General features: G+C 71.7%; 20 protein-coding genes. 15 read left to right on the forward strand and 5 right to left on the reverse strand.

The window, feature by feature from the left end:
- Positions 1-202 precede the first annotated feature (202 nt).
- From BG418_RS26770 to BG418_RS26805, 8 genes are all read left to right on the forward strand, one after another.
- Positions 203-598 carry a molybdopterin-binding protein gene (locus tag BG418_RS26770; protein ID WP_188276502.1) on the forward strand — a complete coding sequence of 132 codons (396 nt, stop codon included), beginning with the start codon at positions 203-205 and terminating at the stop codon, positions 596-598.
- Between the two features lie 120 nt (positions 599-718).
- Complete coding sequence (modA, locus tag BG418_RS26775) at positions 719-1,522, forward strand: molybdate ABC transporter substrate-binding protein (protein ID WP_188276503.1); 804 nt, start codon at positions 719-721, stop codon at positions 1,520-1,522.
- A gap of 123 nt (positions 1,523-1,645) precedes the next feature.
- Positions 1,646-3,634 carry an ABC transporter permease gene (locus tag BG418_RS26780; protein ID WP_188276504.1) on the forward strand — a complete coding sequence of 663 codons (1,989 nt, stop codon included), beginning with the start codon at positions 1,646-1,648 and terminating at the stop codon, positions 3,632-3,634.
- Between the two features lie 130 nt (positions 3,635-3,764).
- Positions 3,765-4,127 (forward strand): helix-turn-helix transcriptional regulator, encoded by a 363-nt coding sequence (locus BG418_RS26785; RefSeq protein ID WP_188276608.1) that lies wholly within the window; start codon positions 3,765-3,767, stop codon positions 4,125-4,127.
- The gene (locus BG418_RS26790; protein WP_188276505.1) at positions 4,111-6,756 is read left to right on the forward strand and encodes an HAD-IC family P-type ATPase; all 2,646 of its coding nucleotides are present in this window, start codon (positions 4,111-4,113) and stop codon (positions 6,754-6,756) included. Before BG418_RS26785 ends, BG418_RS26790 begins: the two co-directional genes overlap by 17 nt.
- A gap of 445 nt (positions 6,757-7,201) precedes the next feature.
- Positions 7,202-7,732 (forward strand): GNAT family N-acetyltransferase, encoded by a 531-nt coding sequence (locus BG418_RS26795; RefSeq protein WP_188276506.1) that lies wholly within the window; start codon positions 7,202-7,204, stop codon positions 7,730-7,732.
- Between the two features lie 378 nt (positions 7,733-8,110).
- Entirely contained in the window at positions 8,111-8,887 is a 777-nt protein-coding gene (locus tag BG418_RS26800; RefSeq protein WP_188276507.1) for a metallophosphoesterase, read from the forward strand.
- A 274-nt stretch (positions 8,888-9,161) separates the two neighbouring features.
- Entirely contained in the window at positions 9,162-9,905 is a 744-nt protein-coding gene (locus tag BG418_RS26805) for a Mut7-C RNAse domain-containing protein (RefSeq protein WP_188276508.1), read from the forward strand.
- Between the two features lie 74 nt (positions 9,906-9,979).
- On the opposite strand, the gene BG418_RS26810 is transcribed toward BG418_RS26805, so the two are convergent.
- Positions 9,980-10,453, reverse strand: a complete 474-nt coding sequence (locus tag BG418_RS26810) for a hypothetical protein (protein ID WP_317453761.1) — start codon at positions 10,451-10,453, stop codon at positions 9,980-9,982.
- A 194-nt stretch (positions 10,454-10,647) separates the two neighbouring features.
- Here BG418_RS26810 and BG418_RS26815 point away from each other — a divergent pair, with 194 nt between their 5' ends.
- Together BG418_RS26815 and BG418_RS26820 are read left to right on the forward strand one after the other, a co-directional pair.
- Positions 10,648-10,983, forward strand: coding sequence for a YnfA family protein (locus tag BG418_RS26815; protein ID WP_188276509.1), 336 nt, complete (start codon positions 10,648-10,650; stop codon positions 10,981-10,983).
- A gap of 187 nt (positions 10,984-11,170) precedes the next feature.
- Positions 11,171-11,935 carry an SDR family NAD(P)-dependent oxidoreductase gene (locus tag BG418_RS26820; protein WP_188276510.1) on the forward strand — a complete coding sequence of 255 codons (765 nt, stop codon included), beginning with the start codon at positions 11,171-11,173 and terminating at the stop codon, positions 11,933-11,935.
- A 62-nt stretch (positions 11,936-11,997) separates the two neighbouring features.
- Here BG418_RS26820 and BG418_RS26825 read toward each other — a convergent pair whose 3' ends face one another.
- Positions 11,998-13,191, reverse strand: coding sequence for an RtcB family protein (locus BG418_RS26825; RefSeq protein ID WP_188276511.1), 1,194 nt, complete (start codon positions 13,189-13,191; stop codon positions 11,998-12,000).
- A gap of 199 nt (positions 13,192-13,390) precedes the next feature.
- Between BG418_RS26825 and BG418_RS26830 the strand changes: the two genes are divergently transcribed.
- From BG418_RS26830 to BG418_RS26840, 3 genes are all read left to right on the forward strand, one after another.
- Positions 13,391-14,266, forward strand: a complete 876-nt coding sequence (locus tag BG418_RS26830; protein WP_188276512.1) for a DUF3558 domain-containing protein — start codon at positions 13,391-13,393, stop codon at positions 14,264-14,266.
- A 56-nt stretch (positions 14,267-14,322) separates the two neighbouring features.
- Positions 14,323-15,084: a DUF3558 family protein gene (locus BG418_RS26835; protein WP_188276513.1), complete on the forward strand. Its 762-nt coding sequence runs from the start codon at positions 14,323-14,325 to the stop codon at positions 15,082-15,084.
- Positions 15,085-15,198: 114 nt separating this feature from the next.
- Positions 15,199-16,464 (forward strand): DUF2637 domain-containing protein, encoded by a 1,266-nt coding sequence (locus BG418_RS26840; RefSeq protein WP_188276514.1) that lies wholly within the window; start codon positions 15,199-15,201, stop codon positions 16,462-16,464.
- Between the two features lie 143 nt (positions 16,465-16,607).
- Here BG418_RS26840 and lysS read toward each other — a convergent pair whose 3' ends face one another.
- On the reverse strand, positions 16,608-18,344 hold the full coding sequence (gene lysS / locus BG418_RS26845) for a lysine--tRNA ligase (protein WP_188276515.1): 1,737 nt from the start codon (positions 18,342-18,344) through the stop codon (positions 16,608-16,610).
- Positions 18,345-18,524: 180 nt separating this feature from the next.
- Here lysS and argS point away from each other — a divergent pair, with 180 nt between their 5' ends.
- Positions 18,525-20,285, forward strand: coding sequence for an arginine--tRNA ligase (argS, locus tag BG418_RS26850; RefSeq protein ID WP_188276516.1), 1,761 nt, complete (start codon positions 18,525-18,527; stop codon positions 20,283-20,285).
- Positions 20,286-20,331: 46 nt separating this feature from the next.
- Here the strand turns inward: argS and BG418_RS26855 are convergent, their stop codons facing one another.
- Positions 20,332-21,621 (reverse strand): helix-turn-helix domain-containing protein, encoded by a 1,290-nt coding sequence (locus BG418_RS26855; protein WP_317453762.1) that lies wholly within the window; start codon positions 21,619-21,621, stop codon positions 20,332-20,334.
- 336 nt (positions 21,622-21,957) lie between these two features.
- Between BG418_RS26855 and BG418_RS26860 the strand changes: the two genes are divergently transcribed.
- The gene (locus tag BG418_RS26860) at positions 21,958-22,638 is read left to right on the forward strand and encodes a DUF4232 domain-containing protein (protein ID WP_188276518.1); all 681 of its coding nucleotides are present in this window, start codon (positions 21,958-21,960) and stop codon (positions 22,636-22,638) included.
- A 217-nt stretch (positions 22,639-22,855) separates the two neighbouring features.
- On the opposite strand, the gene BG418_RS26865 is transcribed toward BG418_RS26860, so the two are convergent.
- Positions 22,856-24,061 carry a PLP-dependent aminotransferase family protein gene (locus BG418_RS26865; protein ID WP_188276519.1) on the reverse strand — a complete coding sequence of 402 codons (1,206 nt, stop codon included), beginning with the start codon at positions 24,059-24,061 and terminating at the stop codon, positions 22,856-22,858.
- Positions 24,062-24,091: the final 30 nt, after the last annotated feature.

Below are 24,091 nucleotides of genomic sequence, written 5' to 3' on the forward strand. Positions count from 1 at the left end.
CCCACGTCCCCGTCCGCGTGCTCACCGCCCCACACCCCGCCGAACAGCAGCGCGCGACCCAGAGCCCGGACCTGGACTCACGCCCCCCGCCCACCCCACCAGTCACACCCCTTGGAGCTTCCTCCAACCCCCCTCGCACCTGCGATGGAGCTAAGGCCAATTCATCTGTAAATGCGAGCTGAACTGGCCTATCTTGTGGCGCATGCAGTCCTACACCATCGGTCAGGCGGCTCGTCTGCTCGGCGTCAGTCCGGATACCGCGCGGCGCTGGGCCGACGCGGGGCGCGTCGCCACCCATCGCGACGAGAGCGGGCGTCGGCTCATCGACGGCCGTGATCTGGCCGCGTTCTCCGTCGAGGTCGCACAGAACGGCACCGGCGAGGACGACGTCTCGTACACCTCCGCCCGTAACGCGTTCCCCGGCATCGTCACCGCTGTGAAGCTCGGCGATGTCGCGGCGCAGGTGGAGATCCAGGCGGGCCCGCACCGGCTGGTGTCGCTGCTGACCCGGGAAGCCGTCGAGGAGCTCGGTCTGGAGGTCGGCATGCAGGCCACCGCCCGCGTGAAGTCCACCAGCGTGCACATCGACCGCACCTGACGCATCCGACGCATACGTACGCACGCGTCGCACACCTGCGCACGCGTCGCCTCCGTACGCACCATCGCGTCGTCCGTCACCGGCGCGGCCCCGAACCGCATCCAAGGAGTACCAGTCCCCATGACCCGAGTTCTCACGCCCCGCCGGGCCGCCGCGGCCGTCATCACCGCCGCCCTCCTCGTTCCGCTCGCCGCCTGCGGCAGTGACAAGAAGGACGACAGCAAGACGGACACCCCCGCGTCCGGCGCCGCCGCGCCCAAGGCGCATCTCACCGTCCTCGCCGCCGCCTCCCTCACCGACGTCTTCAAGACCGTCGGCGCTGCGTACGAGAAGGAGCACCCGGGCACCAAGGTGAAGTTCTCCTTCGCCGGGTCGCAGGAGCTCGCCGCCCAGGTCAAGCAGGGCGCCCCCGCCGACGCGCTGGTCACCGCCGACACCAAGACCATGGACGGGCTGAAGTCGGACACCGGCGCCGCCACCGTCATCGCCAAGAACCGGCTGGTCATCGCGACCGGCAAGGGCAACCCGAAGAAGGTCGGCGCACTGAAGGACCTCGCCGACACCAAGCTGAAGGTCGTGCTCGCCGCCCCCGAGGTGCCGGTCGGCCGCTACAGCAAGAAGGTCCTGGACGCGCAGAAGATCACCGTCAAGCCGGTCTCGCAGGAGCCGAACGTACGGGCCGTCCTCAGCAAGGTCGAACTCGGCGAGGCCGACGCGGGCATCGTCTACAAGACCGACGCCGCCACCGCCACCGCCAAGGTCGAGGCCGTCGACATCCCGGACGCGCAGAACGCGGTGGCCTCCTACCCGGCCGCCACGCTCAAGACCTCCAAGAACGCCGCCGCCGCGACCGCGTTCGTGCAGTGGCTCAGCACCCCTGAGGCGCAGAAGATCCTCCAGGACGCGGGCTTCCAGAAGCCGTGACCCCCAGGGCGTAACCCCTAAGCCCGGCCCGCCTGATCGGGGGACAGGCGGGCCGGACATCCTTCGGTCGGGGCGGAACTCCCCTTCCGTCCCGGCCGGACTCCCCTCCGTCAGGAATGCGCGATGAAACGCTTCAGCGCCCGCACCCGCCGCTTCGGCACCCGCACCCCCCTCGCCCTCGTCGCACCCGCGCTGCTCGCCGTCGCGTTCCTGCTGATGCCGCTCATCGGCATCCTCGCCCGGACCTCCTGGAGCGACCTCGGTACGCATCTGAGCAGCCCCGGTGTCACCGAGGCGCTGCGGCTCTCGCTGGTCGTCTCGTTCTGGGCGCTCGGTCTCTCCCTCCTCCTCGGGGTGCCGCTGGCCTGGCTGCTCGCGCGCGTCGACTTCCCCGGCAAGGCGCTCGTACGCTCGCTGGTGCTGCTGCCGATGGTGCTGCCGCCGACCGTCGGCGGTGTCGCGCTGCTGCTCGGCTTCGGGCGGCGCGGGCTGCTCGGGCCGTGGCTGGAGGACACGTTCGGCATCACGCTGCCCTTCCACACCTCCGGCGCGGTCGTCGCCGCCACTTTCGTGGCCATGCCGTTCCTGGTGATCAGCCTGGAGGGCGCGCTCGGCGGGCTGCGGCCGCGTTACGAGGAGACGGCCGCCTCGCTCGGCGCCTCCCCGTTCCGGGTCTTCACCACGGTCACCCTGCCCATGGTCGCGCCCGGCCTCGCCGCCGGGGCCGCGCTCACCTGGGCACGCGCGCTCGGCGAGTTCGGCGCCACGATCACCTTCGCCGGCAACCTGCCCGGCACCACCCAGACCCTCCCGCTCCAGGTCTATCTGCTGCTCCAGGACTCCCCCGAGGCCGCCACCTCCGTCTCACTGCTGCTGCTCGCCATCGCGATGGCCGTCCTCATCGCCCTGCGCGGCAGCTGGACCGGGGGCGCGGCCCGTTCCGTACGCGGGGCGAGTCGGACGCATACACCTTCGCGTTCGGATTCGTCTTCGTACGAGGAGAACGAAGCGGATGCGGCAGAAGGTTCCGGAGATTCCGAACTTTCCGGCTCCGGGAAATCGCCTGCCCCGTACGAAAGTTGGGCCCTGCACGCCGACGTCACCGGGTTCACCGAGCTGACCCTCGACGCCGCTCCCGGCACCACCATCGCCGTCGTCGGCGAGAACGGCGCCGGCAAGACCACCCTGCTGCGCGCGCTGCTCGGACTCACGCCACGCGCGCGTGCCGAGCTGCGGCTCGGCGACCAGGACGTCACCGGTCTCGCACCGCACCGGCGCGGGGTCGCCTGGGTGCCGCAGGACGGCGCGCTCTTCCCGCACATGACCGCGCTCGGCAACACCGCGTACGGGCTGCGGGCCCAGGGTGTGGCGCGCGGCGAGGCCCGGCGTCGCGCGCAGGAGTGGCTGGACCGGCTCGGGGTGGGCGCGCTCGCGCACCGCAGGCCCGGCCAGCTCTCCGGCGGGCAGGCCCAACGGGTGGCGCTGGCCCGGGCGTTGGCGGCCCGGCCGCGGCTGCTACTGCTCGACGAGCCGCTGGCCGCGCTCGACCAGACGACCCGCGCGCGCGTGCGCCACACCCTGCGCACCCATCTCGACGGCTTCGGCGGGGTCTGCCTGATCGTCACGCACGACCCGGTCGAGGCGGTCTCGCTGGCCGACCGCGTCCTGGTGCTCGACGGCGGCCGCGCCCTCCAGGACGCCCCGCCCGCCGAGGTCACCCGGCAGCCGCGCTCCCCCTGGGTCGCCCGGATGCTCGGCCGCAACGCCTGGCCGGGCGAGGCCGCCGCCGACGGGCTGAAGCTGGTGGGCGGCGGGCGGATCGTCGCCGCCGAGCAACTGGCACCCGGCACGCGCGCGTTGGCGATCGTCGCGCCCGAGTCGGTCTCGGTCCACCGCGACCGCCCCGGCGGCAGCCCCCGTAACACCTGGCCCGGCACGGTCCGCGAGATCACCGCGTCCGGCAGCAGGCTGCGCGTCCTGATCACCTCGGCGGGCGTGCCGGACCTGGTCGCCGAGATCACCCCGGACGCGGCCGCCGAGCTGCGCCTCGCGGAGGGCGTGGCGGTCTGGTCGAGCGTGAAGGCGACGGAGGTCACGCTCGTGGGGCTGTGACGCGGCGCGCCGCTCCTCGACGAGCCCGGTTCCGCCGACGTCGGCCGCGTTGTCAGTGGCCGCCTCTAGACTGGGCCGCCTGACTTCATCACGTACGTACGGACATGGGCAGGAGGCGTCGGTGAGGAATCTGACCACCCCGTCCGCCGACCGCTGCGCCGACCCGTCCGGCCCTGCGCTGGGCGAGGCGGCCGGGGTCTTCGGGCTGCTGGCGTCGCCCGCGCGGCTGCACATCGTGTGGGCGCTGAGCCACGGCGAGTCGGATGTGACGGGGCTGGCCGAGCGGGTCGGCGGTGCGCTGCCGGCCGTGAGCCAGCATCTGGCGAAGCTCAAGCTGGGCGGGCTCGTGCGGTCGCGCCGCGAGGGCCGCCGGGTGGTGTATCTGGTGGACGACCCGGACGTGGCGGAGATGGTGGGCTGGCTGATAGCCCGCCTGGACACCCGCCCCGACGCGGGCGAGACTCCGGGACTCGTCCGTGACCTGGGCGCCTGAGCGGCAGACCCCGCTGCAGGTGTTGCGCGCGCTCGACGCCGGGCCGCGCGGACTGCTGGAGTCCGAGGCGGACGCCCGCCTCGCGCTCCACGGCGAGAACGTGCTGCCCACCCGGCGTCCGCCGTCCTGGCCGCTGCGTTTCGTACGGAGTCTGCGCGACCCGTTCACGGCGGTGCTCGCCAGTCTGGCCCTGGTGTCGGCCGCCGTCGCCGCCTGGGGCACGGCCTCGGTGATCGCCGTCCTGGTCGGGGTCAGCTGCGCGCTGCGCGCGGCCGGGGAGTATCGGGCGGACCGCTCGGCGGCCGGGCTGCGCGAGCTGGTGGCGACCACGGCGACGGTCGTGCGCCGCTCGGGCCCGGACGCGGATCCGGCGCCGCGCGAGATCCCGGTGGACCAGGTGGTCCCGGGCGATGTGATCCGGCTCGGCCCCGGCGACCTGGTCCCGGCGGACCTGCGGCTGCTGCGGGCGACCGGCCTGACGATGCATCAGGCGGCGCTGACCGGGGAGTCGGCTCCCGCGCACAAGTACCCGGCCGACGAGCCGTCGTCCGGCGGCGCCTTCACCGGCTTCGACCGGCCCGAGCTGTGCTTCCAGGGCAGCAGTGTGGCCTCCGGCAGCGGTACGGGAGTGGTCGTCGCGACCGGTGCGGACACGCGGTTCGCGCTGGCCTACGGGTCGCGGCCGGGGGGTGCGTGGCTGCGGTGGGGCAGACGGCGGGCGGCCGATACGACGCCCGGCGACCGCCGGGCCGCTCGGGCCGCGCGGTTGGCTTACGAACGCCGGACGACCGCTTTCGACCGTTCCGTGTACGGGATCTCCTGGATCCTGATCAGATTCATGCTGCTCACGCCGCCGCTCGTCCTGATGGCGAACGCGGCGCTGCGCGGGCGCGGCCTGGAGACGCTGCCGTTCGCGGTCGCCGTCGCCGTCGGGCTCACCCCCGAGATGCTGCCGGTGATCGTGACGACGGCGCTCGCGCGCGGTGCGGCGACCCTGGCCCGTACGCACGAGGTGATCGTCAAGCGGCTGCCCGCGCTGCACGATCTGGGCGCCGTCGACGTCGTCTGCGTCGACAAGACCGGCACGCTCACCCAGGACCGTCCGGTCCTCGACCGGGCCGTCGACGCGCGCGGCGCCGAGGACGCGGACGTGCTGCACTGGGCGGCCGTCAACAGCCTGTGGACACTCCAGCTCGCCGAGATGCCCAGCACCGACGCGCTGGACGAGGCGCTGCTGGACGCCGCCGCGACACTGCTGCCGGACGGGCTCGACGCGCTGGAGTACGACGCCGTCGCGGCCCTCCCCTTCGACCCGGTGCGCCGCCTGTCCACCGCCGTCGTGCGCACCCCGGACCGCCTCGGCAGCCACACCCTGGTCGTCAAGGGCGCCGTCGAGGACGTACTGGAGCGGTGCACGCTCGACGACGGCGAACGCGCGCGCATCACCGCGCTCGCCGCCGCGCAGGCGGACGACGGGCTGCGGGTGCTCGCGGTCGCGCTCGCCGAACGGCCGGCCCGTACGCGCGCGTACACGACGGCCGACGAGCGCGGGCTCTCCTTCCGCGGCCTCGTCGCGCTGCGCGACGCGACCGCCGAGACCGCCGCCGACGCGCTCACCGCGCTCGCCCGCAGCGGGGTCGCGGTCAAGGTCCTCACCGGCGACCACCCCGGCACGGCCGCGCGCGCGTGCCGCGAGCTGGGACTTGCGCCCGGGACCCCCGTCACCGCCGAGTCCATAGACGGCCTCGGCGACGCCGAACTGGCCGCGCTCGCCGCCCGTACGACCGTGTTCGCGCGCTGCACACCCGAGCACAAGGCCCGGATCGTACGGGTGCTGCGTGAGCAGGGGCATGTCACCGGGTTCCTCGGCGACGGCGTCAACGACCTCCCCGCGCTGCGCGCCTCGGACGTCGGGATCTGCCCGCGCGACGCGGTGGATGTGGCGCGGGAGGCGGCGGACGTGGTGCTCGCGGCGAAGGACCTCACGTCGCTGGATCACGCGATCGCGGCGGGCCGGCGGAGCGGGAGCACGATCGCGGGCTATCTGCGGATCACGCTCTCGTCCAACTTCGGCAACGTGATCGCGATGCTGACGGCGGGTCTGCTGCTGCCCTTCCTGCCGATGCTTCCGGCCCAGGTGCTGGTGCAGAACCTGTGCTTCGACGCGGCGCAGTTGGCGTTCGCGTACGACCGTCAGGATCCGGCGTCGCTGCGGCGTCCGCTGCGCCTCGCCCCGGGGGAGGTGCTGCGGTTCGTCACCGGGTTCGGGCTGCTGAACGCGGCGGCCGACCTCGCGACGTTCGCGGTGCTGGCGTGGGCGGTGCACGCGGGGGCCGACGCGTCGGGGCAGGCGTCGTTCCACACCGGGTGGTTCACCGAGAACCTGCTGACGCAGGCGCTGGTGATGGTGCTGCTGCGTACGGGGCGGGGCGCGGTGGCGGGGCGTCTCGGCCCCGTGCCGCTGGCGGCGGCGGTGCTGGCCACGGTGGGTCTGTTGCTGCCCCTCACCCCTGTGGGGGCGGCGCTGGGGATGGCGGCGTTGCCGGTCGTGTACTACCCGCTGTTGGGTGTGGTGTTGGCGTTGTATGCGGCGGGGTTGGGGTGGTGCGGCAGGGGACGCACGGGGTGAGCTCCCCCACCCCGCCCGTTCCCTTAACCCTCCGGGGGTGGGTGGGGGTTGAGGCGGTTTTCCCGGGGGCGGAGCCCCCGGACCCCGGCTGGGGTGGGTGGGTTGCGGGGCTGCGCCCCTGCGCCCCGTTCTTCGTCTGCGGATCGTGCTGGGTTGCTCGCGCAGTTCCCCGCGCCCCTCAAGATGGGCCCTTCGGGCCCTCCTAGGGGCGCGGGCGGCACGGTCCTTGATGGGCCCGAAGGGCCCATTTAGGGGCGCGGGGAACTGCGCGACCAGCCCCCACCGGCGGTCAGCCGAAGAACGGGGTCCGGGGGCGTAGCCCCCGGGAGACCGACCTCGCCCACCACCCGGCCGCCCGCCAAGGGCTTTCGGGAAGGGGCGGGGTGGGGAATCACCCCCGGGCCACCGGCCCGCCACTGTCACACCCCCCACCTAAAGTCCCCCCATGGCCACCCACAACGCCCCCGACATCCGCCTCACCCCCTGGTCCCCCGACGACCTCCCCCTCCTCCGCCGGTCCAACTCCCCCGAGATGACCGCCCACGTCGGCGGGCCCGAGGACGAAGAGATGCTGCTCACGCGGCAGTGGAAGTACGTCGAGCTCAGCGCGCGGCCCGCCGCGGAAGGGCGGATGTTCCGGGTCGGGCTCGCCGAGAGCGGGGAAGCCGTGGGGTCCGTGGGGTACTGGCCCCGCGTGTGGCAGGGCGAGGACGTGTACGAGACGGGGTACGGGATTCTGCCCGAGTTCCAGGGGCGAGGGCTCGCCGTCGCCGCGATCCGGGCCGCCGCCGACGCGGCGCGCGACGCGGGCGGGCGCCGCCACCTGCACGCTTTCCCCTCCGTCGACAACGCCGCCTCCAACGCCGTCCTGCGCAAGGCCGGCTTCCACCTCCTGGCCGAGGTCAAGTTCGAGTACCCGCCGGGCCATTGGCTCACCTCCCACGACTGGTGCCGCGACCTGACCCAAGCGGACTGACCCGGCCACTCCACCTCCCCCACGAAGCCAACTCCACGCACCCGCCCGGCCGCTGACCCACCTCCCACGACTGGCCCCGCACCTGACCCGGGTGGACTGCCCCGGCCACTCCACCCGGCCCGGACTCGCCCTCGCCGCCGCCGACGCCGCGCCGAGGCAGACTGCTCCGGCCACCCCACCCTCCCCCACAAGGCCAACTCCCCACATCAACCCGGCCGTTGACTCACCTCCCACGACTGACACCTGGATCCGGTAGGCCACTCCGCGGCGATCGGCCCTTGAACCCCGTGCCCCGCACCCCCTAGAGTCCCCTCCGTACGAGCTAATGGCAGAGCATCAATCAACCATTAGCCTCCATGAGTCGCCCAGGGGGATCCCGTGCTGCTGGCCCACATCAGTGATCTGCATCTCGACGGGGGCGCGCGGGCCGCGCAACGCGCCGCGCGTGTCGTCGAGTTCATCAACGCGATGTCCCGCCACCCCGACGCCGTCCTGGTCACCGGCGACATCGCGGACCACGGCGCCCCGGCCGAGTACGCCGAGGCGGCCGAACTCCTCGCCCGTATCGACGCCCCCGTCCTCACCTGCCCCGGCAACCACGACGACCGCGCCGCGTACCGCAAGGGCCTCCTGGACCTGCCGGGCGACCGGCCGGGCGGGGCGAAAAGCGCCGCCCCGGACCCGTACGCACCCGTCAACCGCCTCCACCGCGTGGGCGATTACGCGATCCTCATGCTCGACTCGACGATCCCCGGCGAGGACCCGGGCGTGTTCGAGGACGCCACGCTGGAGTGGCTGGCCCACACGCTCGACACGCTCGGCGACACCCCCGTACTGCCCGCCTTCCACCACCCGCCCGCCGTGATCCACCACGAGTACCTGGACTCGACGAACCTGACCAACGCGGACCGGTTCGCGGAAATCCTCGCCGGGCGCGACAACATCCCCGCCGTGCTCGTCGGGCACGCCCACACCCCGGCCGCGACCACGTTCGCGGGGCGGCCGCTGCTGATCGCGCCGGGCGTGACGTCGACGCTGCGGCTGCCGTGGGAGCCGGGCGAGGGCCTGGTCAACCGCACGTCGCCGCCCGGCATCGCCTTCCACGTCCTCGACGCGGACCGGCGGATCATGACCCACTTCCGGGTGGTCGAGTAGCACCCCGCCGTACGCATCCAGCCGTACCCACCCAGCCGTACGCATCCACCGAAGGCCCACCCTGAAACGCGCTTGACCGGTGGGCCTTCCTCGACCACTTCGCCGCGTACGACGGCCGCCCGGACACCGTCACCCGGGGCGTCGAGGAGCTGACGGCCCGTCCGGCCCGTACGTTCGCCGAGTGGGCCGCCGAGAACGCGGACACGTTCCGTCCATAGGGAGCAAGAAGCGAAATGCGTGGCCCGGGCCCGTCGCCCGATGGCATCCTGGCGGCGTGAACGGACCGGAGATCACCTGCCACTTCGCCCCTGAGCTGCACCTCTTCGTCGCGGCCGAGCGCCGCGAGGGGCGTACGGCCGTGGCCACCGACGGCTCGTCGACGCTCGGCCATGTCGTCGAATCGCTCGGCGTCCCGCTGACCGAGGTCGGGCGGCTGCTCGTCGACGGCCACGAGGTTCCCGTCTCGCACATCCCGCGCGTGGACGAGAGCGTCGAAGTGCTCCCGGTCACCCGCCCCCAGCAGGTCCCCGGCGCCCCGCTCCGCTTCCTCCTGGACGTCCATCTCGGCACGCTGGCACGCCGGTTGAGGCTGCTCGGCGTCGACGCCGCGTACGAGAGCGAGGACATCGGCGACCCGGCGCTCGCCGCGCGGTCGGCGGCCGAGCGGCGCGTGCTGCTCTCCCGGGACCGCGGGCTGCTGCGGCGCCGCGAGATCTGGGCGGGCGCGTACGTCTACAGCCACCGGCCCGAGGACCAACTCCGCGACGTACTGGAGCGGTTCGCCCCCGTCCTCGCCCCCTGGACCCGCTGCACCGCCTGCAACGCGCCGCTGCGCGCGGCCGACAAGGACACCGTCCGCGAGCGCCTGGAACACGGGACGCGCAGCTCGTACGACGTCTTCGCCGCGTGCACCTCCTGCGACCGGGTGTACTGGCGCGGCGCCCACCACTCCCGCCTCGAAGCGATCGTCGACGGGGCGATGGCGGAGTTCGGCGGGGCGGCGGCACGGGACCACTGACGGTCCGCCAGATGCGGAGCGGTTACATATGCACCGCACGGTCGAGCTCTTCGGGAGCGCGCCGGTCGGCGGGCTCAGTACGCGTACTTGTCCCCGGTCGCCGGGGCCAGCACCCGGTGCGTGTTGTTGTTGGGGTTGCGGTCCCGCGCGCCGCCGCTCCACGAGGTGCTGATGTTCACGACCACCTCGGCCGGGCTGCCCGCGACCCGAAGGTCGAGCGCGAACGGCCGACCCGCCCCGGCCGCCCGCATCGGTCCGGTCGAGCAGAACACGGTCTCCGGGCTCCCACGCAGGCACCCCGGCGGCAGCTCCTCGACACCGGCCAGTGGCACGGAGAACCGCAGCCGCACGGTGGCGTCCGGGACCGCGCCCGGCCCGTGGTTGGACGGCTCGACCCACACGCCGACGCGTCCGTTCCAGAAGGAGACGTGCCCGTGGTACGCGAGATCGGCCTCGACGCCGGGTACGGCGACGGCCGTGGCGACGGCCGTGGTGACGGGCGGGGCGACGGGCGGGGCGACGGCATCAGGGCCCACAGCGCGCCCCACCGGATCACCCACACCATGAGCCGCCCCGGCGGACGGCCCCCACAACGCCACCAGCCCGACAACAGCCCCCACCCACAAGCCTCTGGACCCCCTGAGCATCCCAAGCATGCCCGAAAGATACCTTTAACGGCTAATATTCCCGGTTTGCCACCCCGACACGCACCACACAGCTGCCGGCATGCGACGCTGACCCCATGCTCGTCGCCCGCTCCATCGCCCTCTTCCTCCTCGCCGCCGTCTTCGAGATCGGCGGCGCCTGGCTCGTCTGGCAGGGCGTCAGGGAGCACCGGGGCTGGATCTGGATCGGGGCGGGGATCATCGCGCTCGGCGTGTACGGGTTCGTGGCGACCCTTCAGCCGGACTCCGAGTTCGGCAGGATCCTGGCCGCGTACGGCGGAGTGTTCGTCGCCGGGTCGCTGGCGTGGGGCATGGTCGCGGACGGCTACCGCCCGGACCGCTGGGACGTCACCGGCGCGCTGATCTGCCTGGCCGGGGTCGCGGTCATCATGTACGCCCCACGCGGCCGCTGAACGTACACCTCGCGCGGCCGCTGAACCGCCGAGGCCCGCGCGGCCGCTGAACGTACGCCCCACGCGGCCGCCGAACCGCACAGGCCGCGCGGCCGCCGAGCGGGACGGGCTCCCGGCACCATCTCCCCCCGTCCGCCTATCCTGGCCGCAATACGATCATCACGATCATCCGCGCGAGGAGTACGCCATGACCGCCACCGGGACCCCCATCGCCGTCGTCACCGGAGCGAGCAGCGGCATCGGTGCCGCCACCGCACGGCAGCTCGCCGCCGCCGGCTACCGCGTGGTGCTCACCGCGCGCCGCAAGGACCGCATCGAGGCACTGGCCGCCGAGATCAACGAGGCGGGCCACCAAGCCACCGCGTACCCCCTCGACGTCACCGACCGCGCCGCCGTCGACGCCTTCGCCACCGCGTTCCGTACGATCGCGGTCCTCGTCAACAACGCGGGCGGCGCGCTCGGCGCCGACCCGGTCGCCACCGGCGACCCGGCCGACTGGCGCCAGATGTACGAGACGAACGTCATCGGCACCCTCAACCTCACCCAGGCCCTGCTCCCCGCCCTGGACGCGTCCGGCGACGGCACGGTCGTCGTCCTCTCCTCGACGGCGGGCCACGGCACGTACGAGGGCGGCGCGGGCTATGTCGCCGCGAAGAACGGCGCCCGGATCATCGCCGAGACCCTGCGCCTGGAGATCGTCGGCCGCCCGGTCCGCGTGATCGAGATCGCGCCCGGCATGGTCAAGACGGAGGAGTTCGCCACCACCCGCTTCGGCGGCGACACCGAGAAGGCCGCCAAGGTCTACGCGGGCGTGGCCGAACCGCTCACGGCCGACGACGTGGCCGAGACGATCACCTGGGCGGTAACCCGCCCGCCCCACGTCAACATCGACCTCCTGATCGTCCGCCCCCGCGCCCAGGCCTCGAACACGAAGGTGCACCGGGAGCTCTGAGCGATACGCGAAGTGGGCCGCCGGGCACCCGCCCGACGGCCCACCTCACCGGTCACAATCGATCAGCCCTTCACACACACGACCTGCTTCAGCTTCGCGACGACCTCCACCAGGTCCCGCTGCTGCTCGATGACCTTCTCGATCGGCTTGTACGCGCCCGGGATCTCGTCCACGACGCCGGAGTCCTTGCGGCACTCCACGCCCCGCGTCTGCTCCTCCAGGTCCCGCGTCGAGAACTTCCGCTTCGCCGCGTTCCGGCTCATCTTGCGGCCCGCGCCGTGCGAGGCCGAGTTGAAGGACGCCGCGTTGCCGAGGCCCTTGACGATGTACGAGCCGGTGCCCATCGAGCCGGGGATGATCCCGTAGTCGCCGGAGCCGGCCCGGATCGCGCCCTTACGCGTGACCAGCAGGTCCATGCCGTCGTACCGCTCCTCCGCCACGTAGTTGTGGTGGCAGGAGATGACCTCCCCGAAGGTCACCTTGGCCTTCTTGAATTCGCGGCGGATCACGTCCTGCGAGAGCGCCATCATGATCGCGCGGTTGTACTTCGCGTACTCCTGCGCCCAGAAAAGATCGTTCCGGTACGCCGCCATCTGCGGGGTTTCCGCGATGAAGACGGCGAGATCGCGGTCGACGAGACCCTGGTTGTGCGGCAGCTTCTGCGCCTCGCCGATATGGAAGTCGGCGAGCTCCTTGCCGATGTTCCGGGACCCGGAGTGCAGCATGATCCAGACCGAATTGTCCGAGTCGAGGCAAAGCTCCCAAAAGTGATTGCCCGCGCCAAGTGTTCCCATTTGCCTAACGGCCCGCTGCTGACGGAACTTGACCGCATCCGCCACCCCCTCGAACCGCCCCCAGAAGTCCTCCCACCCCGCCGTCGCGAAGCCGTGGAAGCGGGTCGGGTCCACCGCGTCGTCGTGCATCCCGCGCCCGACCGGGATCGCCTCCTCGATCTTGGAGCGCAGGCGGGACAGGTCGCCCGGGAGGTCGTTCGCGGTCAGGGACGTCTTCACCGCCGACATTCCGCAGCCGATGTCGACGCCGACCGCCGCCGGGCAGACCGCGCCGTGCATCGCGATGACCGAGCCGACGGTGGCGCCCTTGCCGTAGTGGACGTCCGGCATCACGGCCAGGCCCTTGATCCACGGCAGCGTCGCCACATTGCGCAGCTGCTGCATCGCCACGTCCTCGACCGTCGTGGGGTCCGCCCACATCCTGATCGGGACCTTTGCGCCCGGCACCTCTACGTACGACATAATTCCTCGTTCCCCCGTGGAGCTGATTCATCTGAAAAGTCTCTATGGCGCCAGCATGCGCCCGAAGCGCAATAACCGTCACCAAAGACCACAAACAGGACAGTGGACCGGCGTTCACGGCAGCGCGTGCGATAGACATTGTGTCCAGCGGCCGCCCCCCGGCGGCAACCGTTTTTCTCCCGAAAGGAGCCTGGGAACCGTGCAGCGAAAGGCGTACGTGACCGGTGTGGCGCTCCTCGTGGCGCTGACCGCGGGCTGCTCCTCGGGCTCCGGCGGTGGCGGGCCGAGCGGCGACTCCAAGGCGGGCGTGCCCAAGGCGGCCGCCGCGCAGCCCGGCCGGTACCGGACGCTGCCCGAGCCGTGCCGGGCCGTGAACAAGGGTGTCCTCAAGGACATGCTGCCGGGCGCCGCCGAGCTGCCGGACGACCAGAAGGCCAAGGCGTACGAGGGGGTCGCGGAGCTCACGTACGACACCGACCGGCGCGTGGGCTGCCGGTGGAAGGACGAGGCGCCGGACGGGGTGCGCAGGCTGTACGTCGACTTCGAGCGGGTCGTCTCGTACGCCCCGGCCGTCAGCGACGACGACCAGGCGAAGGCGGTGTACGGCAAGAAGCAGACGGCCGCGAAGCTGCCCGCCCCGACGGACGGCGACAAGGGCGGCGCGCACACCGGCGGCGCCGGCAAGGGCACCACCGGGCCGGGCGGCTCCCCGTCCCCGACCCCGTCGCCGAAGTCCTCCGGGCTGAACGCCCTGAGCGGGGCCGCCTCCCCGGCCGCGTCCGCACCCGTCTCCCCGCCCGCCTCCGGCGGTCCCGCCGGGCCCCCCGACGGGCTCCAGCCCCGTGTGCTCAGCGGGCTCGGCGACGCGGCCTTCCTGAACGACGTGCTGGTGACGAGCGGCTCGGCCGTGCAGCGGCGTACCGTCACCGTCGTCTTCCGCACCTCCAACGTGATCGTGACCGTCGAGTACACGGAACAGCCCACCTCCCCGAACGCCCTCGCCCCGGACAGTCAGGAGCTCCAGGAGAAGTCCCGGGCCCTGGCCGCCAAGCTCGTCGAGATCTTCGGCGAGTAGGCGAGCAGGCAAGTCGAAGCCAAGCGAACAGCGAACAGCTAAGGACGCGTAGAACCATGCACCGAACCGCCCCGGCCACCACCCCGCGCACGCGGCTCGCCCGTGTGCTCGCCTGCGCCGCCGTCCCCGTGATGCTCGTCGCCGTCGGCTGCTCGTCGGACTCCGGCGGCGGGGACAAGAAGAAGGCCGACGACGGCGCCTCGTCGTCGGCCGCAGCGCCGAGCGGCAAGCAGTCCTCGGCCCCGACCGTCGCGCCCGCGAAGTACGCCAAGCTGCCCGACCCGTGCAAGGCGCTCTCGGCGAAGACGATCGACAACCTGGTGCCGAAGGCGAAGTCCAAGTCGGGCACGGCGGGCAATTCCACGGACGTGTCCTCGCAGGGCACCTGCTCCTGGAACGGCCTGGACGACAAGGGCGTGAAGGGCTCGCAGTACCGCTGGCTGGACGTCTCGCTCAAGCGGTTCGTCTCGGACCAGGCCGTCGGCAGCGGCGACCGGCGCGCCGGCAAGGAGTACGCCCGGGTGCTGACCGCGACGAAGGCGACCGACGGCGCCAAGAACGTGAAGTCGACGTCGGTCAGCGGCATCGGCGACGAGGCGACGGCCTTCTCCTTCGACCTGAAGAAGACCGACGAGGACTTCAAGAACGTGGTGATCGTGGCGCGTACCGCGAACGCCGTCGTCGTGCTCGACTACAACGGCGCGGGCTACCAGGGTGCGGACGCCCCGGACGCCGGTGATCTGATGAAGGACGCGCAGGCCGCGGCCAAGGAGGCCGTCGCCTCGGTCGCCGCCGCGAACGGCGGCGCCAAGCAGTAGTCCAACTGGTAACGAGCCGGGCTCGATACGGAGTCCTGCCCTCCCCTGTGGGCGGGACTCCGTGGTCATGTGCCAGGCTTTGCGCGCCGGTTGTCGAACGGAGGGGGATCGCGGGTGGCCGCGACGCAGCTCACGCGCACGCATCGCATACTCATCGGGGTGGTGGTCGCGGGTGCGGTGGTCATTGCCGGGATCGGGTTCGCCGGTTCTTACGCGGCGGTGCGGGCGCTCGCCGAGAAGAAAGGTTTCGGGAACTTCTCCCTCGTCTTCCCGATAGGCATCGACGCGGGCATCTGTGTGCTCCTCGCGCTCGACCTGCTGCTGACCTGGATCCGTATCCCGTTCCCGCTGCTCCGCCAGACGGCCTGGCTGCTGACGGCCGCCACCATCGCCTTCAACGGCGCAGCCGCCTGGCCCGACCCGCTCGGCGTCGGCATGCACGCGGTGATCCCCGTCCTGTTCGTCGTCGCCGTCGAAGCCGCGCGCCACGCGGTGGGGCGGATCGCGGACATCACCGCCGACAAGCACATGGAAGGCGTCCGGCTCACCCGCTGGCTGCTCTCCCCCGTGCCGACCTTCCGCCTCTGGCGCCGGATGAAGCTGTGGGAGCTGCGCTCGTACGAGCAGGTCATCAAGCTCGAACAGGACCGCCTCGTCTACCGCGCCCGCCTCCAGGCCCGTTACGGGCGCGCGTGGCGGCGCAAGGCGCCGGTCGAGTCGCTGATGCCGCTGCGGCTGGCGCGGTTCGGTGTCCCGCTGTCCGAGACCGGCCCGGCGGGCCTCGCCGCCGCCGGGATCGAGCCCACCCTGCTGCCGACCGCCCCGCCGGTGAAGCCCGTGGTGAGCGCGACGCCGCAGCCGGTCGAGCTCCCGGCGGCGCCCGCGCCCCAGCCCGAGCCGGTGGCCGCCGCAGAAGCCCCTGTCCAGCCCCAGCAGGCCCAGGAGCAGCCCGGGGCCGTCCCTGCGGGCGTGCCCGACGAGAGCCCGTGGTTCGCCGCGCAGCAGCTCTCCCAGGACGCGTACGAGGGCACGTACGACCCGCAGTACGTCGAGGGTCTGGAGCCGACCCCGGTCATGGTCCCGGCGGGCCCGGGCCGCACCCGGCCGCTGGGCAACGCGCCCGAGCATCCGATGCCTGCTCCGATGGCGCACGCCGAGGAGACCATGCCGGAGGACATCGCGTTCGCCGACCTGGCGTACAAGGTCTTCGTCGAGTTCGTGAACGAGCACAACGACTATCCGGCCGTCGAGGCGCTGGAGATACACCTCGCGGACGGCCATGGCGCGACGCATCCGCGTGGCGCGGCGCTGCTGCGGCGCCTGATGCCGGAGTTCAAGCAGCGCTACCACGCGGAGCTGGAAGCCGACCACATCGCGTAGCCCCCGCGCTGCGCTCCGCGTGGTGCCGTTGATACGACTGCGGGCCGTCTTGGGCTGATCGCGCAGTTCCCCGCGCCCCTCAATACCCAGGGGCGCGGGGAACTGCGCGACCGGCCACAGACGGCCCGCAGTCAAATACCCGCTTACGCCGCCAGCAGCTTCCTCACCCGGTCCGCCCCCACGGCCAGCAACAGCGTGGGCAGGCGCGGGCCCGTGTCGCGGCCGACCAGCAAGTGGTACAGCAGCGCGAAGAACGTGCGCTGGGCCGTCTTGATCTCCGGCGGGAGCTCCTTGGGCGTGGCGTCGGCGGAGAAGCCGGCCTGGACCTTCGGGACGCCGTAGACCAGGTGGGTCAGGCCGTCGAGCGACCAGTGGTCGTCGAGGCCGTCCACCAGGAGCCGCAGGGACTCGCGGGCCGCCTCGTCGAGCGTGGCCAGGAGCTCGGTGTCGGGCTCCGAGCGCACCACGGTCCGCTGGTCGGCCGGGACCTGCGTGTTGATCCACGCCTCCGCCTTGTCGAGGCGCGGGCGCACCTCGTCCAGGGAGGACAGCGGGTTCGCCGGGTCCAGGTCGCTGAGGATGCGGATGGTCTGCTCGTCGTGGCCGGCGGTGATGTCGACGACCGAGGCGAGCGTGCGGTACGGCATCGGGCGCGGGGTGCGCGGCAGCTCACCGGCGGCGGTGCGCACCGCGCGCGAGTACGCGGCCGCGTCGGCCGGGAGCACCGAGCCGTCGGCGACCTTCGCCTCCAGCTTGTCCCACTCGTCGTACAGCCGCTGGATCTCCTGGTCGAAGGCGATCTTGAACGACTGGTTGGGACGGCGCCGCGCGTACAGCCAGCGCAGCAGCTGCGGCTCCATGATCTTCAGCGCGTCGCCCGGGGTCGGCACGCCGCCCTTGGACGAGGACATCTTGGCCATGCCGCTGATGCCGACGAACGCGTACATGGGGCCGATCGGCTGCTCGCCGCCGAAGATCGACACGATCTGGCCGCCGACCTGGAACGAGGAGCCGGGCGAGGAGTGGTCGACGCCCGAGGGCTCGAAGATCACGCCCTCGTACGCCCAGCGCATCGGCCAGTCGACCTTCCAGACCAGCTTGCCGCGGTTGAACTCGCTGAGCTTCACGGTCTCCGCGAAGCCGCAGGCCGAGCAGGTGTAGGCGAGCTCGGTGCTCTCGTCGTCGTACGACGAGACCGTGGTGAGGTCCTTGCCGCAGCCACCGCAGTACGGCTTGTACGGGAAGTAGCCCGCGGAGCCCGTGCCGTCGTCCTCGCCCGCGGCGCCGGAGCCCTCGGCGGCCTCCAGCTCGGCCTCGTCGACCGGCTTCTGGCCCTTCTTGACGGGGGCCTTCTTGGTGCGGTACTGCTCCAGGATCGCGTCGATGTCGCCGCGGTGCTTCATCGCGTGCAGGACCTGCTCGCGGTAGACGCCCGAGGTGTACTGCGCGGTCTGGCTGATCCCGTCGTACTCGACGCCGAGCTCGGCCAGGGCCTCGGTCATCGCGGCCTTGAAGTGCTCGGCCCAGTTCGGGTACGCCGAGCCGACCGGGGCCGGGACGGAGGTCAGCGGGCGCCCGATGTGCTCGGCCCACGACTCGTCGACACCGGGGACGCCGCCCGGCACCTTGCGGTAGCGGTCGTAGTCGTCCCAGGAGATCAGGTGACGGACCTCGTGGCCGCGCCGGCGGATCTCGTCGGCGACCAGGTGCGGGGTCATGACCTCACGGAGATTGCCCAGGTGAATGGGTCCGGAGGGGGACAGTCCGGACGCGACGACGACCGGTTTGCCAGGCGCACGACGCTCCGAGTTCTCGATGACCTCGTCCGCGAAACGGGAGACCCAGTCGGTCTCGGTGCTGCTCTGAGCCACGGTCGGCACGTCCTTCTTTCTCGTACGCAATAGAGAGGCTGGCGTGCCCATTGTCCCAGACGGAAGCAACCGCTCAGGGGTTGCGTGGACAACCGGAGATACGGGAGTGGCCACCATGGGAGAATCGGCCTGTACGTATCCACGCCCGCGCCCGGCGCGCGTGCGGCCAACCGACAGGAAACGGCACCCATGGCATCGGTCCCTTCCCTCGCTTCCACAGTCCAGCAGCGCCTGGCGGACGCCCTCTCGGCAGCCCTGCCGGAGGCCGGCTCCACCGACCCGCTGCTGCGACGAAGCGACCGGGCCGACTTCCAGGCCAACGGCATCCTGGCGCTCGCGAAGAAGCTCAAGGGCAACCCGCGCGAGCTGGCGACGAAGGTCACCGACGCGCTGGAGGCGGGTGACGTCCTCAAGGACGTCGAGGTCTCGGGCCCCGGCTTCCTCAACATCACGCTGACCGACGCGGCGATCACGAGGACGCTGGCCGCGCGCGCGGCCGACGACCGGCTCGGCGTGCCGCTGAAGGCGAACCCGGGCATCACGGTCGTCGACTACGCCCAGCCGAACGTGGCGAAGGAGATGCACGTCGGCCATCTGCGCTCGGCGGTCATCGGCGACGCGCTGCGCGGCATGCTCGACTTCACCGGCGAGAAGACGATCGGCCGCCACCACATCGGCGACTGGGGCACCCAGTTCGGCATGCTCATCCAGCACCTGATCGAGAACCCCGGCGAGCTGGCCCCGGCCGGGGACGTCGACGGCGAGCAGGCCATGTCGAACCTGAACCGCGTCTACAAGGCGTCCCGCGCGGTCTTCGACTCCGACGACGCGTTCAAGGAGCGCGCCCGCAAGCGGGTCGTCGCCCTGCAGTCGGGCGACAAGGAGACGCTGGAGCTGTGGCAGCAGTTCGTGGACGAGTCGAAGGTCTACTTCTACTCGGTCTTCGAGAAGCTGGACATGGAGATCCGCGACGACGAGATCGTCGGTGAGTCCGCGTACAACGAGGGCATGCCCGAGACCGCCCGCCTCCTGGAGGAGATGGGCGTCGCGGTGCGCTCCGAGGGCGCGCTCGTCGTCTTCTTCGACGAGATCCGTGGCAAGGACGACAAGCCCGTCCCGCTGATCGTCCAGAAGGCCGACGGCGGCTTCGGCTACGCGGCCTCCGACCTGACCGCGATCCGCAACCGCGTCTCCGACCTGAACGCCACCTCGCTGATCTACGTCGTGGACGTACGCCAGTCGCTGCACTTCAAGATGGTCTTCGAGGCGGCGCGCCGCGCGGGCTGGCTGACCGACGACGTCACCGCCCACAACATGGGCTACGGCACGGTCCTGGGCGCGGACGGCAAGCCGTTCAAGACCCGTGAGGGCGAGACGGTCAAGCTGGAGGACCTTCTCGACGAGGCCGTCGAGCGGGCCACGGCGGTCGTGCGCGAGAAGGCCGAGAAGGTGGGCCTGACCGAGGACGAGATCGTCGAGAACGGCCGGTACGTGGGCATCGGCGCCGTGAAGTACGCGGACCTGTCGACCTCGGCCAACCGCGACTACAAGTTCGACCTGGACCAGATGGTGTCGCTGAACGGCGACACGTCCGTCTACCTCCAGTACGCGTACGCCCGGATCAGGTCGATCCTGCGCAAGGCCGACACCGCGCAGCCGACGGCCCACCCCGAACTCGCGCTCGCCCCGGCCGAGCGGGCCCTTGGCCTGCACCTGGACGCGTTCGGCGAGCTCCTTGCGGAGGCCACGGCCGAGTACGCGCCGCACAAGCTGGCCGCGTACCTGTACCAGCTGGCGTCGCTGTACACGACGTTCTACGACCAGTGCCCGGTCCTGAAGGCCGAGTCGCCGGAGCTGGTGGAGAACCGTCTGTTCCTGTGCGACCTGACTGCCCGGACGCTGCACCAGGGCATGGCCCTGCTGGGCATCCGGACGCCCGAGCGTCTGTAACTCCCGCTCAGGGAGCGGCTGTTGACTTTCTTCTGACCCTACGGGGTCACGTCGTCAGCCGCTCCCACACGTTCGTGTCGTTCCGGTACTCGTACGCCGGGCGGCCCTTGGTCGCGCTGCTGTGGAACGGCTTGCCGTCGTCGTAGACCGGGACCTTGCCGGAGCGGTCGCCGCTGCTCCAGTCGACCTCCAGGTACCAGGTCACATCGTGCGCGTCGGTGTGCACATCGAGGTTGAGCACCTGCGGATCGCTGGTCGACACCTTGTACGGGAAGTCCGTGGCGGGCACCTTCGTGTCGGCCTGCATGCCCCCGACGGGCTTGGCGCGCGGCTGGGCCGCGTCCAGGTCGATGTCGAGGAACGACGGCGTGACACCACCGCCGCACCCCGACCCCATGGAGTACGCGGTCCAGTCGAGCGGCGCCCCGCGATCGACGACCTTCACATGTACGTCGTTGATGACGACGGACTCGTCCGTCTTGCCGGTGACGGTCAGCTGCACGGTCAGATGCCCGCCGTCGACCCCGCCGAGCACCCGCGCCCAGGGCCGGCTCTCGTCCGGGGCGGGCGGCCGCGGCACCGCGCCCGGCTGCTGGTCGAGCAGATAGAACTTCCCGCAGGGCCCGTCCCATTGGTACGAGCTGACGCCGACGCCGATGGGGGTGCCCCCGGTGCTGGGCGCGCGGTTCACCGGCGCGCTGGGGGACGGCTTCTTGGCGGGCGTGCCGCTGGCGGACGGACTCGCCGAGGAGGAGCTCGGCGAGGGCGACTTGGAGGCCGGTGCCTTGTCGGGCTTGGCCGCGCCCCCGGTCTCCTTGGCGTCGGCGACGGCGGAACTCCTCTCGTCCTTCCCGTCGCCCGACCCCCCGGACAGCGTCTCGTAGGCGACGGCGGGGACGGCGAGCGCGAGGACGACGGCGGCGCCGATGAGGGCGAGACGGGTGCGGGGCCGCCGGGAGGCGGGTTCGGGGGTGACGGCGACGACTTGGGGTTCGTCGGGGACGGGTGCGGGTGCGTCGGTGACGGGCGCGACGGGTTCGGGGGCGGGTTCCACAGCCTCGGCAACCGTCGCTGCACCGCGTCCCCGCCGCCGGGCGTCATCGGCGAGGATCCAGCGCCGATGGAGCTCGACGGACTCCTCCCGGGTGGCGCCGCAGAGGCGGGCGAGCCGGTCGACGGGGGCGTACTCATGGGGCACGGCGTCGCCGTTGCAGTACCGGTGGAGCGTGGACGTACTCAGATGGAGCTTGCCCGCGAGGACGCCGTAACTCCGTCCGGAACGGTCCTTCAGCTCCCTGAGCAGCGCCGCGAAATCCTCGGTCTCAGCCGTTGCCACGAGCTGTTCCCCTCCCCTGTCCATCCCGGGAACGCGTTCCAGGGGAAGGTCATTTCCCCAGGTCAGAGCATGTGTCAGCGTTCCAGCTTCCCCCATTGTCCCTTGTGGATTGCGACCGGCTCAGCCCGCCCCACAAGGTAGTTGCAGCAAGCAGCCACAACGTCACCACCGGGACCGGTCCATGCGAATCCGCATCCGGGTCGACCTGACGGACTGGGTGGCCGCCGTGATGCTGGCCGCCTCGGTGGCGACGGTCATCGCGCTGGTCCTCCACCTTCACGGCTGACTCAGCAGTACTCACTCACTTCCACACCTCAACGGGGAGCTAGATCCACCATGCGCACCAACTTCCGTATTACGGCCGCCGCGACGACCACGCTGATCGCGGCGCTGGCGCTGACGGCGTGCGGCAGCGACGGCGGTTCGAAGGCGTCGGAGAAGCCGACGCCTTCGGCCTCGGTCTCGGCGCCCGCGACGGGCGGAACGGAGACCGGCACGGACGGCGGGTCCGGCGGGACCGGTGGCCACACCACGGCGAAGCCGGCGAAGTCGAAGCCGGAAACGAAGAAGCCGGGTTCGGGCGGTACGGGTTCGAGCAAGCCGGTCACGTGCACGGGCTCGAACGTCAAGCTGACGGCGACGGTCGTGTCCCGCCCGATCAACCACGTCCTGCTGACGGCGACGAACATCGGCAAGACGTCCTGCTACGCGTACGACGCGCCCGCCGTCGGCTTCTCCAACGCCCAGTCGCCCATTCCGGTGGACCCGGAGACTCAGCCGCAGGCGGTGGTCACATTGGCTCCGGGCCAGTCGGCGTACGCGATGGTGCGTACGCAGGGTGCGGGCTCCGACCCTTACAAGACGAGCCAGGTCGTCGTGTACTTCCGCGGCGCGGTCGGCATGGAGTCGGTGGGCCGCTCCGCGTACGCGACGCTGTCGAAGCCGGTCGGCGTCATCGACGCGGAGGCGATGGCCACGTACTGGCAGTCAACCCTGACCCCCATCCAGTCCTGGTAGCCACCAGCCGCCTGCGGCGGGCACTTCCCCACCCCACCCCTTCCCGAAAGCCTCCGGCGGGTGTCGTTCGTCTGCGGGTGAGTGGGGGCTGGTCGCGCAGTTCCCCGCGCCCCTAAGGAGGGCCCGAAGGGCCCATTTAAGGGGCGCGGGGAACTGCGCGAGCAACCCACCACGATCCGCAGACGACCACCCCCACCCCCACCCACCCCCGGAGGGTTTAGGGAAGGGGCGGGGTGGGGGACAAAGCACGCCCCAGACGCCGCAACCCCTCCTCGATCTCCTCCACCCCCGACGTAACAAAGCACAACCTCAACGCCGCCCGATCAGGCGCACCCGCAAAGAACGGCGCCCCCGGCACATACGCCACATCGTGCGCAACAGCCGTCCGCAACAGCGAAGTCGCATCGCACCCCGCAGGCAACCGCGCCCAGAGGAACATCCCGCCCGACGGGCGATTCCACGAAGACCCCGGGGGCAACGCGGCCGACAGACCCGCCAGCATCGCGTCCCGACGCGCACCGTAAGCCGAACGGACACGGGCGACGTGCGCGTCCAGGTCACGGTCGACCAAGTACCGAGCCGCGGCCATCTGGACGACCGTCGACGTATGCAGATCCGCCGCCTGCTTGGCCACCACACACGCCCGCAGCAGCCCGACAGGCCCCCGCATCCACCCCACCCGCAACCCCGGCGCCATGATCTTCGAGTAGCTGCCGAGCAGCACGGTCCGGTCCACCGCATCCGGGAAGGACGAGATCCACGGGACCGGATCGCCCTCGTACCGCAGCTCCCCGTACGGATCGTCCTCGACCACCCACAGCCCCAACCGCGAGGCCACGTCCGCGACGGCCCGACGCCGCGAGGCGGTCATGGTCCGACCGGTCGGGTTCTGGAACGTCGGCACGCAGTAGAAGAGCTTCGGACGCTCTCGGAGCACCAGGGATTCCAGAGCGTCCGGATCCGGACCGTCCTCGTCCGACGGCACCGCCACCACCCGCGCCCCCGCAAACCCGAACACCTGCAACGCCGCCAAGTAGCAGGGGTCTTCGACCAGCACCACATCGCCGGGCTCCACCAGCGCCGCCGCCAGCAGCGTCAACCCCTGCTGCGAACCCGTGGTGATCACCAGCTGATCCGGCTCGGTCGACAGCCCCCGCTTCGACAGCCGCGCGGCCGTCGCGGCCCGCAGCTCGGGGTCCCCCTCGGTGGTGGAGTACTGGAGCGCCGCCCCGGGCCGGTCCGCGAGGACCGACGCGAACGCCGCCGCGATCCCCTCCTCGTCGAACAGTTCGGGCGCGGGCAGCCCGCCCGCGAAGGAGATGACCTCGGGGCGGGCGGTGAGCGCCAGGATCTCGCGTACGGGCGAGGACCCGACGGACGTGGCACGCGCGGCGAGCGCGGGAACGGCGGCGTGGACGGACATGAAGCGACCCCCCGGGCAGTTACTCAGGTA

The organism is Streptomyces sp. CBMA152, assembly GCF_014596475.1.
Classification (GTDB): Bacteria; Actinomycetota; Actinomycetes; order Streptomycetales; family Streptomycetaceae; genus Streptomyces.